At 44.2% G+C, this 16693-nt stretch carries 13 protein-coding genes; 2 read left to right on the top strand and 11 right to left on the bottom strand.

Annotated elements, in window-relative coordinates:
* Nucleotides 1-65: 65 nt before the first annotated feature.
* The 4 genes from xylB to DWZ38_RS12305 all read right to left on the bottom strand — a co-directional run bounded on the left by xylB (nucleotide 66) and on the right by DWZ38_RS12305 (nucleotide 4798).
* Complete coding sequence (xylB, locus tag DWZ38_RS12320; protein ID WP_021926358.1) at nucleotides 66-1526, bottom strand: xylulokinase; 1461 nt, start codon at nucleotides 1524-1526, stop codon at nucleotides 66-68.
* An 83-nt stretch (nucleotides 1527-1609) separates the two neighbouring features.
* Nucleotides 1610-3091 carry a fucose isomerase gene (locus DWZ38_RS12315; protein ID WP_117853106.1) on the bottom strand — a complete coding sequence of 494 codons (1482 nt, stop codon included), beginning with the start codon at nucleotides 3089-3091 and terminating at the stop codon, nucleotides 1610-1612.
* A gap of 63 nt (nucleotides 3092-3154) precedes the next feature.
* Nucleotides 3155-3772, bottom strand: coding sequence for a DUF4867 family protein (locus DWZ38_RS12310; RefSeq protein WP_117853104.1), 618 nt, complete (start codon nucleotides 3770-3772; stop codon nucleotides 3155-3157).
* 147 nt (nucleotides 3773-3919) lie between these two features.
* Nucleotides 3920-4798: an AraC family transcriptional regulator gene (locus DWZ38_RS12305; RefSeq protein ID WP_173765124.1), complete on the bottom strand. Its 879-nt coding sequence runs from the start codon at nucleotides 4796-4798 to the stop codon at nucleotides 3920-3922.
* Nucleotides 4799-5032: 234 nt separating this feature from the next.
* On the opposite strand from DWZ38_RS12305, the gene DWZ38_RS12300 reads away from it, so the two are divergent.
* Nucleotides 5033-5311: a type II toxin-antitoxin system HicB family antitoxin gene (locus DWZ38_RS12300; protein WP_021926354.1), complete on the top strand. Its 279-nt coding sequence runs from the start codon at nucleotides 5033-5035 to the stop codon at nucleotides 5309-5311.
* Nucleotides 5312-5484: 173 nt separating this feature from the next.
* On the opposite strand, the gene DWZ38_RS12295 is transcribed toward DWZ38_RS12300, so the two are convergent.
* The 5 genes from DWZ38_RS12295 to DWZ38_RS12275 form a co-directional block, all read right to left on the bottom strand.
* Nucleotides 5485-8004, bottom strand: coding sequence for a glycoside hydrolase family 3 protein (locus tag DWZ38_RS12295; protein WP_117853101.1), 2520 nt, complete (start codon nucleotides 8002-8004; stop codon nucleotides 5485-5487).
* 13 nt (nucleotides 8005-8017) lie between these two features.
* On the bottom strand, nucleotides 8018-9586 hold the full coding sequence (locus DWZ38_RS12290) for a family 78 glycoside hydrolase catalytic domain (protein ID WP_021926352.1): 1569 nt from the start codon (nucleotides 9584-9586) through the stop codon (nucleotides 8018-8020).
* A gap of 171 nt (nucleotides 9587-9757) precedes the next feature.
* The gene (locus tag DWZ38_RS12285) at nucleotides 9758-11314 is read right to left on the bottom strand and encodes a glucosyltransferase domain-containing protein (RefSeq protein WP_021926351.1); all 1557 of its coding nucleotides are present in this window, start codon (nucleotides 11312-11314) and stop codon (nucleotides 9758-9760) included.
* A 190-nt stretch (nucleotides 11315-11504) separates the two neighbouring features.
* The gene (locus DWZ38_RS12280) at nucleotides 11505-11738 is read right to left on the bottom strand and encodes an HPr family phosphocarrier protein (protein WP_021926350.1); all 234 of its coding nucleotides are present in this window, start codon (nucleotides 11736-11738) and stop codon (nucleotides 11505-11507) included.
* Nucleotides 11739-11761: 23 nt separating this feature from the next.
* Nucleotides 11762-13066, bottom strand: a complete 1305-nt coding sequence (locus DWZ38_RS12275) for an MFS transporter (RefSeq protein WP_243000258.1) — start codon at nucleotides 13064-13066, stop codon at nucleotides 11762-11764.
* A 260-nt stretch (nucleotides 13067-13326) separates the two neighbouring features.
* Between DWZ38_RS12275 and DWZ38_RS12270 the strand changes: the two genes are divergently transcribed.
* A complete protein-coding gene (locus tag DWZ38_RS12270; RefSeq protein WP_117853097.1) occupies nucleotides 13327-14391 on the top strand; it encodes an AraC family transcriptional regulator in 1065 nt (354 codons plus the stop codon).
* Between the two features lie 50 nt (nucleotides 14392-14441).
* Here DWZ38_RS12270 and DWZ38_RS12265 read toward each other — a convergent pair whose 3' ends face one another.
* Together DWZ38_RS12265 and DWZ38_RS12260 are read right to left on the bottom strand one after the other, a co-directional pair.
* A complete protein-coding gene (locus DWZ38_RS12265) occupies nucleotides 14442-15017 on the bottom strand; it encodes a PD-(D/E)XK nuclease family transposase (RefSeq protein WP_117853094.1) in 576 nt (191 codons plus the stop codon).
* Nucleotides 15018-15320: 303 nt separating this feature from the next.
* On the bottom strand, nucleotides 15321-16568 hold the full coding sequence (locus tag DWZ38_RS12260; protein WP_117853092.1) for an AGE family epimerase/isomerase: 1248 nt from the start codon (nucleotides 16566-16568) through the stop codon (nucleotides 15321-15323).
* Between the last annotated feature and the right edge of the window lie 125 nt (nucleotides 16569-16693).

Below are 16693 nucleotides of genomic sequence, written 5' to 3'. Positions count from 1 at the left end.
AAAACAGAGCGGTCATAACGCACCGCTCTGTTTTGCTTTTTGTTTAATCTTAAACTTCCATATTCTTATTTAAATAATGGTTTCATTGTCGGATACAGCTGTCTGAATTTCTGGTATCTTTCCTCATATTTGGCAGCCAGTTCCGGAGTTGGTTCTACGGTATCTACTACTTTGGCAAGTTTTTTGCCTGCTGTCTCAACATCCGGGAAAACGCCGCAGCCTACCGCTGCAAGCATAGCGCCGCCAAGGGACGGTCCCTCTTCCACTTCCAGGACATCCACCTTAATGTTCATCACATTTGCAATAATCTTTTTCCAGAGAGGGCTCTTTGCTCCGCCGCCGCAGATCTTGGTACGCTCGATCTTGATGCCAAGGCTCTTGGCAACCTCAAGGGAATCACGAAGTGCAAACGCAACCCCCTCCAGAACAGCCTGTGTCATATCTGCTCTTGAAGTGTCCATGGACATTCCGAAAAATACGCCTCTTGCATCCGGGTCATTGTGAGGAGAACGCTCTCCCATCAGGTATGGAAGGAAGTAAACATGGTTCTCTCCAAGCTTTGTGATCGGTGCCTGCTCTGCTGCGAAATCCTTGGTTCCAAGAATCTCCTCAGCCCACCATTTGTTGCAGGAAGCAGCGCTGAGCATGCATCCCATAAGGTGATAGCTTCCGTCTGCATGGCAGAAGGAATGAAGGGCATTGTTCTCGTCTACGCCAAAATTCTTGCTGGAAATAAATACAGTTCCAGATGTTCCAAGAGAAATGTTGCACTGGCCATCGCCAACCGTTCCGGTTCCAACAGCTGCTGCCGCATTGTCACCTGCTCCTGCGATTACTTTCACATTCTCGGAGAAACCAAGCTCTTTCGCAACCTCTGGCTTCAGGGTTCCCACAACCTCCCAGCTCTCGTAAACCTTCGGAAGCTGCTCTTCCTTCACGCCGCAGATCTCCAGCATTTCCTTAGACCAGCAGCGGTTCTTCACATCAAGAAGCAGCATACCGGATGCATCAGAAACATCTGTGCAGAAGGATCCGCTTAAGCGGTAAGCAAGATAATCCTTCGGAAGCATGATCTTTACAACCTTCGCAAATTTCTCCGGCTCATTTTTCTTCATCCACAGGATCTTCGGAGCAGTAAAACCGGCAAACGCAATGTTGGCAGTGTACTGGGAAAGCTTATCCTTGCCGATCACATTGTTCAGATAATCAGTCTCCTCAGAGGTACGCCCGTCATTCCAGAGAATTGCAGGACGGATTACCTGGTCCTGATCGTCCAGAGTTACCAGGCCATGCATCTGACCGCCAAAGCTGATTCCAGCAACCTGTGAGCGGTCGATTCCCTCAGTCAGTTCCTTCATTCCCGCCATGCTCTGGGTGTACCAGTCTTCCGGATTCTGCTCAGACCAGCCCGGATGGGGAAAAAATAAGGGATACTCTTTGGAAACAATATTACAGATTTTTCCGGATTCTTCCATAAGAAGAAGCTTCACTGCGGAAGTACCAAGGTCAACACCGATAAAATACATTTTGTCCTCCTTACCAAAACAGCCGTACCGCATAAAGTGGTACGGCCGTTTTTATACGCCTATAAATTATTAACGTTACTTAATTAGCCCCATGGATTCTCAGTTGGATATCTTACACCAGCCGGCTGGTTGTAACCGATCTTCTTCACATCAAGTCCAAGGAATTTCACTACTTCATAGAATGCTTTTCCGTAGTGTCCAAACATAACTGCGCCATGATGCGGGAAGTTGCCCTCGATGAGAACGTGACGGTAGAATCTTCCCATCTCCTTGATTGCGAAAATACCGATACCGCCGAAGGATCTTGTAGGTACATCAAGGACTTCACCTTCTGCAACATAGGAAACCAGTTCTCCTTCAGAGTTGCACTGCAGACGATAGAATGTAATATCAGATGCAGCGATATCTCCCTCAAGAGTTCCTCTTGTAAAGTCTGGCTCAGATCCTGCCGGCTCAAGAAGTCTGTGCTGGATCAGCTGATATTTAACTGCTCTGGACTCGCACATCTTGCATGCCGGAGTATTTCCGCAATGGAAGCCCATGAATGTATCTGTCAGCTTGTAATCATATCTTCCCTTGATGTCCTCATCATAAATGTACTGCGGAACAGAGTTGTTGATGTCAAGGAGTGTAACAGCATCCTGAGAAATGCAAAGTCCGATGTACTCGCTGAGTGCTCCGTAAATATCAACCTCACAGGATACCGGAATTCCTCTGGAAGCAAGACGGCTGTTTACATAGCAAGGCTCAAATCCGAACTGTGACGGGAATGCAGGCCAGCATTTGTCAGCGAATGCAACGTATTTTCTTGCACCCTTGTGAGCCTCTGCCCAGTCAAGAAGAGTCAGCTCAAACTGTGCCATTCTCTCGCTAAGGTCAGCATAGTATCTGCCTTCGCCCATCTCTTTTGCCATATCTGCGCAAACTTCCGGGATACGAGGATCGTTCTCATGCTCTTTGTAAGCAACCAGAAGGTCAAGCTCAGAGTTCTCTTCGATCTCAACACCCAGCTCATAAAGTCCCTTGATCGGTGCGTTGCATGCGAAGAAGTCCTGCGGACGCGGTCCAAAGGTAATGATCTTCAGATTGCGAACACCGATGACAGCACGTGCAACTGGTACGAAGTCTGCGATCATCTTCGCAATGTCATCAGCTCTTCCTACCGGATATTCCGGAATATAAGCCTCAAGATGACGCATCTTTAAGTTGTAGGAGCAGTTCAGCATACCGCAGTAAGCATCACCACGTCCGTTGATCATGTCGCCGTCGCCTTCAGCAGCTGCTACATACATGCAAGGTCCGTCAAATCTCTCTGCGATCAGAGTCTCAGGAGTCTCAGGTCCAAAGTTTCCAAGGAAAACAACCAGTGCGTTGCACTCTGCCTTGTTTACATCCTCAAGAGCCTTCTCCATGTCTTTCTCATTCTCAACAGTTACTGGACATTCATAAAGCTCTCCTTTGTAAGCTTCCATGATAGCTGCGCGTCTCTTCTCGGAAAGCTCGATTGGGAAACAGTCACGGCTTACTGCGATTAATCCAAGTTTTACTACTGGTATATTGTTCATAATAGGTATTCCTCCATATTTAAATTTTCTTATTATTTGATTGCTATAATTAATTTGAAAAACTTAGTCGATTGTGATGTTCTCACCTTTCAGGCCATTGAATGCGCCTTCGATTTTCGCATCCTCGTGGGCGATCAGCCATTTGTTCTTGGCTGTCATCAGGCTGTCCTCTCCGGTCTTCTCAGTTGGGAAAGTAAGCTCTGTGTTGGTTCCCTTCGGCAGTACAACAACGCACTGGAAACCGCCCTCGTTCACATGGCATGGTGCATAGTGAAGTGTAGTTGCGTAAACTTCGATTCCGGTTCCTGCAGGTACCAGGAATGCCTCGATCTTAGATGTGTCATATGTATGATCTGGCTCAATATCCTGCTGATGTCCGATCAGAAGAACCAGGTCTGTCACTGCCACATTGATCTCGGAATTGCGGTGATACTCCACTGCATTTAATTTCTTGTTATGTCCGTTGCAGTATCCGATCTGGATAGGCAGTCCGCCGTAGCCCTTGTTCTGCAATTTTTTCATAACATCCAGTGCTTCCAGTTCCTCAACTGACGGAACATAAATTACATCCTCGGGAACCGGTGTGTGCTTCATTTCTTTAATAAGGCTTGTAAAATCGTATCCCTCCAGCACCTGTCCGTATTTGCGGAATGCCGGATCTGTTACTTTCTGAATCTTCACAATTAACCTCCTTTTTCACCTGTCAGAATGCCGACAGGCTTACACTCAAAATTTCAGAACCAGCGGTCTTCCACAGCTTTTCCGCAAGCTCCTTAAGTTGAAAAAAGCATACCATATCCTGGCATGCTTTTCGACGGTTTTCTTGTCTTATGTATAGCACTTTTTTGACCTTTTATTATCTGCCAGCTTTTGCCTGAAATCACTTGGCAATATCCCGTACTTCTTCTGAAACTCCCCGGAAAAGGCCCGGCTGTTTGCAAATCCGTTATCCAAAGCAATCTGACTGATGGTTTTCTCTGTGTTACTCAACTCCCTGTAGGCGTAGGACATGCGGATTTCCTGCAAATACGCCTTAAAATTGATTTTCGCATACTTTTTGAACATTCGCGACAAATAAGCATCGGAATATCCAAAAAGGGCTGCCATGTCCGAAAGCTTCAGGTCTTCGGTATAATGCTCCCGCATATAAGTGGTAATTTTTGACAAAGCATCCAGGCGACGGCTATCCTGAATCTCCGCCTGCTCTGCTTTAGTTTCACGATAATCTTTTACCATAAGGTACAAAACATTATAATATAATGCCATAGTTCGATATTCCCAGCCTTCTTCCCTGGCCTGGTATACCTTGTGCAATTCTTCTATAAAAAATGCCAGTTTCCGGTTATCCGGAGCCTTCGTATTCTTATCCTTTGCCAGCCGGGCTGCGCTTGTAAAACGGATAAAGCGTTGTGCAGTAAAATATTTTTCAAATTGCTTCAGCGGAATCTGCAGGACTACGGTTTCATTTTTTTCCGGCGCATAAATAGAATGAATCTCATTAGAATTGATAATAATCAGCTCACCCGCCTCCAATGGATATTCCTCATCATTCAGAAAAAACGTCAGTCTGCCTTTCAGCACGGCAAAAATCTCGATAGATGTGTGCCAGTGCTTCTCTCTCTCATAATGGCCCTGTCCACCCTCAAATAAAAATATTTTAAACGGCAGCCCCTCATTGGGTATGATCAGTTCATGCTGAAATTCCATAGTTTGCCTCCCGCAGTCATTTTTCTAAAATACTATCGGCCTTCAACAGCATTGTATAAACTATCTTTAAATGTAAGAATATCATTTTACAGTAGCTTTTACAATCCCGTTCCTTTTTCCATTTAAATGCAAACATAAATATCTTACTGTTTCATCTCTTGTATTTCCGGACTTAAACGCTTATAATATTTCTAAAAATGAATTTTACTACTTTATTTTCCTGGGAGGTTTATTATGAAATTTATATATCCTGCAGTTTTTAAGAAAACCGAAGACGGCCGCTACAAGGGAACTTTCCCCGACCTGGAGGGCTGCTTCGGAGAAGGTGACACCTTAGACGAAGCCATCGAAAATGCCAACGCCGCTGCTTTCGACTGGATCTCAGTAGAGCTTTCCGAAGAAGTCCCGGAACTCCCGCCCATTACCGACCCTGACGACATGGAACTGGAAGAGGGCGATGTAGTGCGGAATATTCAGGTGAATATACGGTTGTATGAAGGATGGGATGAATAGAATTCTTCTCATTCCAGCTACGGCAACTGAATTCGTGTAAAATATACTGCAAAGTGGGGCGTGCAAATTGCGGAAATGATTTTGGTTGCACGCTCTAAATCAATGAATATTTCGTAAAAGAATCCCCCGGAGCACCATATGTCTCCGGGGGATTCCTTTATATAAAAATTTATTTAATTTTCCTCATACTGATTGGATTTCCAGATTACGCTGACCAGCCTTGCGATGCAGGCTTTCAGGTCTTCCAGCTTCAGGGTTCCGGCTTCCAGTTCTTTTTTCAGGTTGTCGTGGTCACCGAAGCAGCCGGGCATAACCAGGTCGTTTCCGGCGCACATGCAGCCAGAAGCTGTACAGCTGTCATCACGTTCAGTGGTTGTCCAGTCGGTCATGATGGCACCGCCAAAGCCCCACTCATTTCTTGCCACCTCTGTGCAAAGATCATAATTGTTGGCAGCGTGAACGCCGTTGATCAGATTATAACTTGTCATAATGGAAAGAGGCTGAGATTCTTTCACTGCAAGCTCAAAGCCCTTCAGGTAAAGCTCACGGATGGTTCTCTCAGAAACAATGCTGTCAGAGCCCATGCGATTGTCTTCCTGGTTGTTACATGCAAAATGCTTGATGGTAGTTCCGCATCCATAGTTGGACTGTACGCCATTTGTCATGGCAGCTGCAATGGTACCTGCTACATACGGATCCTCGGAATAGTACTCAAAGTTTCTTCCACAAAGAGGATTTCTGTGGATATTCATTCCAGGAGCAAGCCATAAGGTAACTCCGAAATGCTCCATCTCTTTTCCAATCATAGCGCCCACTTTTTCAATCAGGGCTGTATTCCAGGTCTGTGCCAGCATGGTTCCCACTGGAATTGCCGTACAGTACTGGTAGTATCTGTCGCCAGGAAGCTCAGTAGGACCATTGTAGAAAAGTCCGCCTTCCAGACTGAATTCAAATGGCATGGAAATGATCTTTCCTTCATTTACATTGTAATATTTCATAAGGCGAAGGCCAGCCGGGCCATCTGCAAGAACAATACTTGCCAGACCTTTGTCAATAGCACATCTATGTGTCTCACCTGCGGAGCCTGGTACGGAAATTCCGGCTGCTCCCAGGTTTCCACCCTGTGCTTTTCCAGGATCACCGGCAGCCAGATTAATAAGCTCTTCCACGGAAAGGGTATTTACAAATTCCATTGCCTCAGGTGCAGCCAATTCACTGTTCTTACGGTATACAATTTTCTTTGTCTTAAACTCAGCAGCTTTCAGTTCCAGAACCGGAAGCTGCTTTGACCTGGCAAGCGCAGCTTGTACAGCTTCACGTTTACAGGTTGCACCTGCTGGCTGCTCTAATTCTTTTAATGCATCCTTTAGCGGAAAAAGATTCTTCACTTTTTCCAGAACTGCATCCTGATCCAGCTGCAGCCCGAATGTCAAATTGGCACTTTCCAGGCTGTTTCCAAGAAAGATTCCATAAAATCCTTTTTCCAGAACCCATGCTGCTTTTTTCTCATCATAGGAGATTAAGCATTCTGCCGGGATTTCCAGCGTGATGCTCTGCGCCTCTCCTGGCTGTAACAGTTCTGTTTTTGCATATGCGATCAGACGATGTGCCTCTTTTTCCATGGAGCCACCAGGTAAGGAAGCATATGCCTGTACAACTTCCTTTCCGGCAACAGCACCAGTATTCTTTACAGACATGGAAACCTTCAGAAGATTTGTCTGTTCTTTTTTAACTGACGCATTCTGAATTTCAAATGTGGTATAGGAAAGTCCGTATCCAAAGCCATAGCGAACCGGAATTCCAAATGTATCAAAATAGCGATATCCTACATAAAGTCCTTCCTCATAGAACTCCTTTTCCACATTACCGTTATTGTGGGAAAAAGTAGCTGCGCTTGGATAATCCTCATATTTATATGCCCAGGAATCCACCAGCTTTCCAGATGGATTTACCTTGCCGGAAATGACATCTGCGAAAGCATTTCCTCCTTCCATTCCAGGCTGTACAATCACCAGAAGTGCTTTGATATTGGAAAATTCATCCATAAAGGAAAGGTCCACCTGTCCGCCTGCATTGATAACAATAATAACATTTTTGTAATATTGGCAAAGATCTGCCACCATCTGGCGCTCGTCATCCTTCAGATAATAATCTCCTTTATCTGCATTGCGGTCTGCGCCTTCTCCGGCAACACGGCTCAGTACATAGATTGCAGTGTCTGTGCTTTCATCAGCTTCCGGTACCTTTACAGGATCACCAGTTGGCATAATAAAGGGTGTTGTACTGTAAACCGTAAAAAAGTCCATCACATCACCGCCAGTCTGGCTGGCTCTTGCATTAATATCATTTTTCCAGTCCTGACGGGCTTTCTCATAAATCTGATCGTAGCTGCTGATCCAGTCTTCATTGGTGATTTGGTAACCTGCATTTTTCAGCCCCTGCCAGATAGAAATGTTCTCACGCTCATTTACATCGCCGGAGCCAGTTCCACCCTTGATTGTTCTGCCTGCGCCTGCACCATAAACAGCAACTGCACTTCCCGGTTTCAGAGGCAGTATCTGGTCTTCATTTTTCAGAAGAACAATTCCCTCATCTGCTGCTTCTCTTGCTATCTGACGATGTTCATTCTCCCATGACGCAGCTTCCGGGTTAGTTGTTCCTGAAAAAGTTCTTTCTTTTAAAACACGTGTCATAATTATTTCCTCCTCAGGCAAAATATTTTCTCAAAAGATAAGTCGGGGTACAGCTCCACGCATGGCAGTAGCTGTTAACAATACTGCTTCCATAAGGAGACTCTGCCGGATTTTCCGGATTATAAAGCTCCCAGAAGGTGTCTGCTCCGTGGCTGATCATTCCGCCCCAGTAATATTTCATATAGTCAAGAGCCTGCTCTTTTTTCCCGCAAAGAAGAAGTGCTTCTACATAATGATGATTCATATACGGGGAAACCATACCTTTTTCCGGCTTCATGTCTGTTACTTTTTCAAGAATCTGTGCGCCGTCTTCTTTGTCTACTGCACCAGCAAGTACCATCCAAACCTGGCTTGCATAATTAATCTGTCTGTCCGGTCCACTTACAAACAGTCCGGCTTCAGAATCCAGAAGATATTTTTTTGCTGCTTCTGTTTTGGCTTTTTCTTCCTTTGCAAGCTCTGCTGCTTTTTCGGTATCCCCAAGGATTTCAGCAATTTCACGTACCTTTTTCGCACAATAAATATATACGCCCTGCATCGCAGCCTGCTTGTCCAGGCCATCAGTCCAGTCGATAAATGCCCAGAAGCCTTCGCCGCAGATCAGAAGATCTTTCTCGTCAAACTGTTTTCCTGCAAGCTCCATCTGGCGGTAAGCACATTTGCTCAGGTCACGAAGAGTCTCCATGTCACCGGAAGCCTTATAGTAATCAAGAAGTGCGGCTCCGTAGAACATAGAGTAGTCCAGAAGGAAGGTATCATCCACAATAAATTTCGGCTCTGTAAACAGGCAGGCGCTTACCATTCCGTCATCTCTTGTCTGGCCTGCAAACAGGTAAAGACATCTTTTTACCAGGTCATAGTTTTTAAATGTATCATAATTTGCCAGTGCCTGAAGTCTCAGGTCTCCCAGCCACAGTCTGCGGTCACGTTTCGGGCCGTCTTCAAATACAGACTGCATGCAGTTCATTAAAGTACGCAGGCTGACCTTGTCCAGTGTACGGATCATTTCGTCATCACTCTTGATAGGCTTTACCTGATCCATGTTTACAGAAGAAACACTGACACAGGTTACATCCTCCACAACCATCTGCCATTTCAGGGAAGTATCGATTGCCTCGATTTCCAGATAGCGGAAAGCATAGCGTCTTGGCAGCTTCAGTTCTGCTGGCAGCACATCAATATGAATAAATTCTTCCTGGATCCATCCGCGGCTGATCCATCCGTCATAGTCTGCGGAATCCTCCGTCATCTCTTTTGCAATCTCTCCGAATTTCAGACGAAAAAATGCAGGTGAGTCCTGCGGGCTTCCTACAGAAGCAAGCTTCAGAGTTACATATCCAACCTGGTGATCTCCAAAGTCCAGGCACAGCTTGTCCCCTTTGGCAAGATGGTAGCTGGAAAGATTTTCAATGGAGTCTTTGACAACTACATCTGGATATATGTTTTCTGTTTTTACAACATCCACGATAGAAACTGGCTTTACAACGGTCTCCTGAAGCTTCGGTGCGCAGGCCTCTGCTTTTTTTACAAAATCATCGTTGGTTACACGAACCATATTTAAATCAATGCTTACTTCTGGCATAATTCTTTTCTCCTTTCGGTACTCTTCCTTCGATGGGTTTACTTTACCTCTTTTTTAGGTGTTTTCCAATTGTTTTTTTTGAGATGAAATACTGACCTTTTTTACGAATTTTACAACAAAAAAGCAGCAACTCCATGCTCACATGAAATCACTGCTTTAACTCATAGCTTTTTAGTCAGATAACTTGATAATAACGGTGTCCTTATAGATTGCAATTGATCCGTAATCCGGATAACAGGGCATATTTTTTACATAAGGATCTTTTCTCAGTTCTTTTACCTGGTCATTGTCAACAAGGTTTGGTACATATCCCATGTAATGCCAGAACCAGGATTTTCTGGAATAATAGTTTACAAGCGGTTTTTCTTCTGTAACTCCGTTGCCTCCATAGTGGAATTTATTGGAGTCCTTCCACTGATTATGAAAGGTCTCATCCGATACTTTTCCAATAAACGCCCAGCTAAGAGAGGTATTAAAGCCTTCCGTCATTCGTACCTGTGTCAGCATGGAACTTAAATATGCTTTGGTTTGTTCTGTATTGTAATACATTGCCATATAATTTCCATTGGACAGCCAGACATATTGAACCGTGACCAGAATCAGAAGTGCTGCTACGCTGTTTCGTCCATACAGATACAGCTTTCGGCGGGAAAGCTTATTGATTTTCACATCTGCGTTTTGAACGATCAGATCCATAACCATAACCGGCACCAGAAAAATGAAAACAGAGCCATATACCATCATGGTATAGATTTCGCTCTCAGAGCACATAATGGTGATGCCGTTTACTGCCAATGGAAAAATCATGCACAGCAAAATACATTCTAAAATCAGGCTCACTCTGGCTTTCTTTGCCCAAAGTAGATAAACAATCCCCACAAATGAAATTATTGCAAGAATCACAATTGCGATTCTGACAACAACTGTAGATGAAATTCCATAATAATCAATGAATGGCATCTTTACGATATCTCCCACCGCACGCTTCAGAAGTCCCGGAAGACTGCGTAAAGAAATATTTCCCATATTATTAATTCCCTGATAATCAGACAATTCGGCGCCGTGTTTTGCCAAATTCCATTTCATACAGCCATAATATGCTGCAAATCCCAGAATCATAGTAAAAAGATCAAGAACTCCTCTGCAAAGTACCGTAAGCCATCTGGATTTACCCGACAGAACCTCTTTTAACAGCAAAATAACAAACAAACTTGCAGTCATTGGCAGATAGGCCTGATAGATTCCAAGGGATACTGCAAGGCAAAGAGTTCCGCCGACGAGACCGATCCAATGGTATTTTCTGGCCACCCAGACGGCCAGGACTGCTAAAAATGCTGCGAGGGAATTATATTCCACCACATACATAAAGAACATGGAACTGGTAACAACAGGAAAGCTGATAAAAATTCCTGCAAATACACAGCAAAGCGGTACAGACTGAATATTCAGTACATCGATGATCAGGCAGACACTCACGGATAAAAGAAAAATGGCAATCAGCCCGTTCACCATAGGAATATTATAGTTCACGCCGTACTTTATATGAAGCTGGGACAATAACTCAATTACCCACCTTCCTGATGTAACACCTGTTCCAACACCCACTGGTGTCTGTGAGATATTGTCGTAATTCTGCAGTACATTGGTAAGTGCAAATAAATGTGCCGCAAGACCTACGAAAATACTTGTGAAGAATGTGTATTTAAAGCGTTTTTCTGTAAGTTTCATTGATACCCCCTTATTTTTATAAATAGCACTTTACTTATACTGTTATTGTGCACATTCTGTAAAAAATGTCAAGCCATACAAACATAACAGAACAAAGTTCAGGCGGCATTCTTTTCTCAACGCAGCAAACGCCCCGGAATGATTTCCGGGGCGCATGGGATTATGGCAATAATCGGTTTTCGTCTGGCAATTATGCTTCTTGAACAAATTCCGCAAATGCTTCTCGCACCTTCTGCTCATCATCTGTATCTGCGTTAAGCACCAGCGGCTGGCTCAGGTCCAGGCTGAAAATTCCCATGATGGACTTGGCGTCCACATAATATTTTCCGCTCTGCAGATCCATGTCGCAGTCAAATTTGCTGCAGATTTTGTTAAATTTATCGGCATCCTGCATGGACACGATTTTCACGTTTAATTTTACCATCTTCTAATGTCTCCTTTCAGGGATTATGCTGCTCTTCTTTCATCTAATTCCTTGATGATCTGCGGGTAAATTTTATCAAGGTTATAGAACATCATGGTGATAATTGTTGCAATGTTCATCACGATGGGAACCCAAATGTACATGGTTGTGATGTAGCTCTGTGCAGTTGCAGACTGTACGGAAAGAACTGCGTCAAATCCGCCGAACTGAAGCAGTGCTGCACCAATACTGCTGGCAATTGCCATGCCCACTTTTCCAATAAATCCGTTTACTGCGGAAAGAGTTCCCGCTGTATTTACACCGCTCTTCCACTCGCCATAGTCAACCGGGTCAGGCTGCATTGCAAAGTGCATGCTTCCTTTCAGACCGTATCCTGCGGCAGCGATCACTGCGCCTCCAATCAGCACCGGTACATTGGTACCGCCAAAGAAGATGATAAGAAGACCGCCTGCATGTACCGCGCTTCCTCCGATCATCAGGTTTCTCTTGCTTGTAAGCTTTACAAGGAATGGAGCCAGAAGGTTGGTTACAATTGGCACCAGTGTTGTAATGGTGGCAACGATCTGAACCATGCTGGTGTTCTGTACTACATAGGTAAAATAGTAAATAACTGCACTTGCCTGAATTACATATCCGCCGAAAAACCATACAATGTTCAGCGCAAATAATTTCCACGGGCCATTGTGAAGCAGACAGGAAATGTTTGCTTTCAGGCTAACTTTTTCCGCCTGTACCATAACACGTTCTTTTGTGTTAAAGAAGCAGAAGAAAAATACCAGGCAGCCGATCACACCGAAGATGATCATAACAATACGGAAACCAAGGGCTTCATTTCCATTTCCAAATTTATCTACAAGAGTTAAGGCAAAAGCACTTACAACCGTAGAACCAACAGAGGAGAAGAAGGTTCTGCAGGAAGCAAGAACGGTTCTCTCATGCGGGTTTTCACTAAGCGCCGGGAGAATGGATGCCATTGGAATATTAACAATTGTGTAAGAGGTTGACAGCAGAATGTAGGTTACGTATGCATAGATCAGCATTCCGGTTTGTCCTATATCAGGTACAGAGAAAGCAAGCACAGCTGTTACACCAAACGGAACAGCTCCAAAAAGAATCCAGGGTCTTGATTTTCCCCATCTGGTATTGGTCTTATCAATGAGATAGCCTACGATCAGGTCAGATACACCGTCAATAAATTTGGTTACCAGGAACATAATGCTTACTGCTCCTGCATTTAAATGCATTACATTTGTGTAGAAATACAGCAGATACAGGGAAATCATCTGCCAGATCAGATTACAAGCAAAATCAGAGGAACCATAGCCGATTCTCTGACGCCAAAGTCCGATTTTTACTTTTTTTCCACTTCGTTCATTTTCATTACCTCCGTCTTTTATGGTTTTACTTTACCCTTTTTTGGCGTTTTCTCCAATTGTGATTTTTTTTACGAAATACTGATTTTTTTTACGATTTATTTTCGGGAAAATATGATCTTTTCTAATGTATCTTCGGGCAGTTATTGCTTTTCTTATAAAATCAGATATGGTATACTCAGCTTATCTACAGACAACGCAATGAGGATTGTACTATGAAATTAACCAGAAGTGAATTTCAGAATTACATACATTCTTACGAACAGGATGAGATTTTTTACCGTGATCTCTATTTTGCAGAGAAAGAGCATCCAGAGACGTTTCGAGAATACTGCCAGAATCTGGACAGGGAAATGATCGCCCAGCGCAAGCTTTATGTTCCTGCCCTTCGCAAGGAAGGGTGGCTCCCTTATCTGAATGAAGGAACTTTATTCCAGGATTTTACAGGGGATATTATGCTTTCCAAGCACTACCGCTACACTCCAGCCTTTGCCCATGAGCATGAATTTTTTGAAATTATGTGCATTTATGACGGCACGGTAAAGACCACCATCCAGGGGATTCCGCATACTTTGCAGCAGGGAGATGTGTGCATTATCCCTCCTCACACCAGACACAGCGTGAGTATTTTTGATGACAGCATTGCCATCAATATTCTGGTGCGGACTTCCGCTTTCCAGTCCACCTTTTTCCAGACACTGACTGCAGACAGCGCACTGTCCCAGTTTTTTACCCATGTGCTCTATCACAAAACAGAGGGGAATTTTCTGATTTTCCACACTGGAAATGATAAAATTGTTATGAAATCTGTGGAGAAGCTTTTTATAGAATATCTTGGCCATGAGAAATACAGCTATACTTTTCTCAACTCCATGCTGATCTTATTCTGGGCCAAGCTTCTTCGCTACCACGAAAATGATATTGAATCCATCCTCACAAAGGAGACTACTGGCAGTTCCATGACTGAAATTCTGAACTACCTGAACCAGAATTTCCAGATTGCATCGCTTAGCGACACTGCTGCGCATTTTGGCTACAGTTCCTCTCATTTCAGCAAATTAATAAAGGAAGGTACCGGGCGTACCTTCCTTCAGATCATACGTGATATTAAACTAAACCAGGCCTGCCGCGCCCTCCGGGAAACCACACTGAGCATTCCATCCATCTGCAAGCTTGTGGGGTATGAAACAACGGAGCATTTCATGCGCACTTTTAAGAAAGCGTATGGGATGACACCGGGGGAATATCGGAAAACTTCCAGTTCGCTTTTGGAAAAATGACTGGTTCAGTTCTCATGCATCAGTTTTCCCAACACGTATTCGTCCTGGTTTTACTTTCCAAGCAACTGCTGAAGTTCTTTGATTTTCTGATGAGCTTCTTCTAATTGCTGCTCTTTAGATTGAAGTGCTTCTTGCTTCATGCTTACCTCCGCACTTAACGAATTAGTCGCCTCTTGCATCTGGTCTACCATGTACTGTACAGTGTTTCGGTCAAGTATTTTAAGTTCTGCTGAATACATTTCCATCATCCTTTCCACATTCTGGCAAATGTAATATAAATGCTCGTACATGACTTTGAACTTCGGGTACTCTGTAATCAGGCTGATCATCAGCTCCGGCGAGTCTATGCTTAGAAATACAAGCCATGCTTCAAGCAGGTTCCTTATACCGTTATTGTGCACAGTCTGCGAAAAAATATCAAGTGGTATAAACACATAATTCTGGAGTAAATTCATCTCAAGTCCTGTGTTGGATTTCTGGCAAAAATAATGGGTATATACATCTGGATATTTGTGGAACTGTACCGGGCTTTTTTCAAAAAGCACTATGGTATAGACACCTTTTATACTGCCGTAAAAGTAAATCTGCTGAATAATAGGAAAATACTGTTTCAGCTTATTTTCCATAAAGTCTCTCCTGCCTTTTCACAAGGCATTGATGCGCATCAAATGTAGTCCGTTTGTTTCGAGAAATATTCGCTTCGAAATGAAGCAAAGAAAATTCTTTTAAAAGAAATGCTCTTATAAGATAGAAAAAGTTTATCACAGAACAGGAGTAAAACAAAGAAAAATCGTTCGACAAAATTCGGCATAAAATTCCGACCGGGAGAAGGTGAGGAAAACAAACGAAAACCTTGAATCGTCCCATTTAGTGCCATAGAAAATTCTAGGTTTTCGTTGGTTTACATGATAATATTATGCATCAAAAGCTTATGCGTAATCCTGCTTTTTCACCGCAGCCGCAACAGACAGGCCAGGATTGCAGTAGGGGATCAGGGTTGCCTGGAGGGCGTGGTAGATGTCGGATTTGCCGGGCCAGACGGTTGTCAGAAGATGGTTCTGGCGGTCAAGCTGATGGAACCAGGAGCCGTTTACATGATCCAGGACCTTTTCATCCAGATATGCCATAAACTCAGCGTAATCTGCTGTGTATTTTTCTTTTCCGGTTACACGGTACAGAACTGCAGACGTATTAATGGCTTCAGCCAGGGTCCAGTGCATTCTGTCGTGGACGATAGGGTTGCCGTCCCAGTCAGTAGTGTAAACGATTCCCGGTGCGCCGTCTGCGTTCCAGCCGTCTGCGATCGCACGGTTATAAAGATTCTCCGCTGCCTGAATATATGGAGCGGCACCAGTCTTGTCCTCTTTGTATGTAGAAAGAGCCCACTGGGTAATCAGTCTCGCCCATTCAATTCCGTGGCCAGGAGTGGCTCCGTATGGCTTGAACTGATCGTCAGGACGGTCTTTGTTGCATTCCAGATCTGGCTCCCAGTTGCTGTAAAAATGCTCTGGAATCCGCCAGCTGTTATTCTTCGCCCAGCTGATCACATGGTCAATAATTCTGCCTGCGCGGACGCGGTATTTCTCATCACCGATTGCATCTGCCGCTGCAAGAAATGCCTCAACGGTGTGCATATTTGCGTTTACTCCGCGATAGGGATCCAGTTCCGTAAATTCTGTATTCCAGGTATCGCAGGAAAGTCCCTCTTCCTCATTCCAGAAGCGAAGATCATAAACCTTAAGGGCATCTTCCAGAAGCTCTTTTGCTCCCTCTCTGCCTGCAAGAATGCCTGATGTGGCAGCCAGAATTGCAAATGCATGTGCATAGCACTGCTTGGTAGGAACAATCTCTCCGTCCTTGGTAAGGCCTGCGTACCAGCCGCCGTTTTTGTCATCGTGAAGTTCCCCGCGGATTCCCTTCAGTGCCGCGTCAACCAGAGCTTCGCTACCCTCATGTCCCAGCATGGAGCCAATGCTGTACACATGGGTCATACGGCATGTGATCCATGTTTCGCGGTTTCTGTCTTTCCATGGAGTTCCGTCATCCCCCAGGTAATAGGAGCTTCCTCCTGGTGATGGAAACTGATGTCCGAACTTCAGCAGATCCTCTCTGATTTCTTTCATAAATGCCTGGTTTTCTTCGGTTCCAAACTGGTATTTTCTCTCTGTAACGTCCATTTTTTATTCTCCTTTATGAACTAAAATATTGTCCCAAAACCTACTTATACACAAAGGTATCACTATCTCTGGTACCATCTTACTCTATCTTCCATTCTTTGAAAAGAGGGGGAATTTTTTGTTTT

This window comes from Ruminococcus sp. AF31-8BH, from assembly GCF_003460605.1.
In the GTDB taxonomy this organism is placed as follows: Bacteria; Bacillota; Clostridia; order Lachnospirales; family Lachnospiraceae; genus Blautia_A; species Blautia_A acetigignens.
This window is presented reverse-complemented; position numbering and strand designations above follow the sequence as displayed.

Bases quoted from the DNA above. Each gene is read 5' to 3' on its own strand.
- DWZ38_RS12305 (WP_173765124.1), bottom strand. From the start codon at position 4,798: ATGGAATTTCAGCATGAACTGATCATACCCAATGAGGGGCTGCCGTTT.
- DWZ38_RS12290 (WP_021926352.1), bottom strand. From the start codon at position 9,586: ATGCCAGAAGTAAGCATTGATTTAAATATGGTTCGTGTAACCAACGAT.
- DWZ38_RS12300 (WP_021926354.1), top strand. From the start codon at position 5,033: ATGAAATTTATATATCCTGCAGTTTTTAAGAAAACCGAAGACGGCCGC.
- DWZ38_RS12260 (WP_117853092.1), bottom strand. From the start codon at position 16,568: ATGGACGTTACAGAGAGAAAATACCAGTTTGGAACCGAAGAAAACCAG.
- DWZ38_RS12315 (WP_117853106.1), bottom strand. From the start codon at position 3,091: ATGAACAATATACCAGTAGTAAAACTTGGATTAATCGCAGTAAGCCGT.
- xylB (WP_021926358.1), bottom strand. From the start codon at position 1,526: ATGTATTTTATCGGTGTTGACCTTGGTACTTCCGCAGTGAAGCTTCTT.
- DWZ38_RS12280 (WP_021926350.1), bottom strand. From the start codon at position 11,738: ATGGTAAAATTAAACGTGAAAATCGTGTCCATGCAGGATGCCGATAAA.
- DWZ38_RS12270 (WP_117853097.1), top strand. From the start codon at position 13,327: ATGAAATTAACCAGAAGTGAATTTCAGAATTACATACATTCTTACGAA.
- DWZ38_RS12265 (WP_117853094.1), bottom strand. From the start codon at position 15,017: ATGGAAAATAAGCTGAAACAGTATTTTCCTATTATTCAGCAGATTTAC.
- DWZ38_RS12285 (WP_021926351.1), bottom strand. From the start codon at position 11,314: ATGAAACTTACAGAAAAACGCTTTAAATACACATTCTTCACAAGTATT.
- DWZ38_RS12295 (WP_117853101.1), bottom strand. From the start codon at position 8,004: ATGACACGTGTTTTAAAAGAAAGAACTTTTTCAGGAACAACTAACCCG.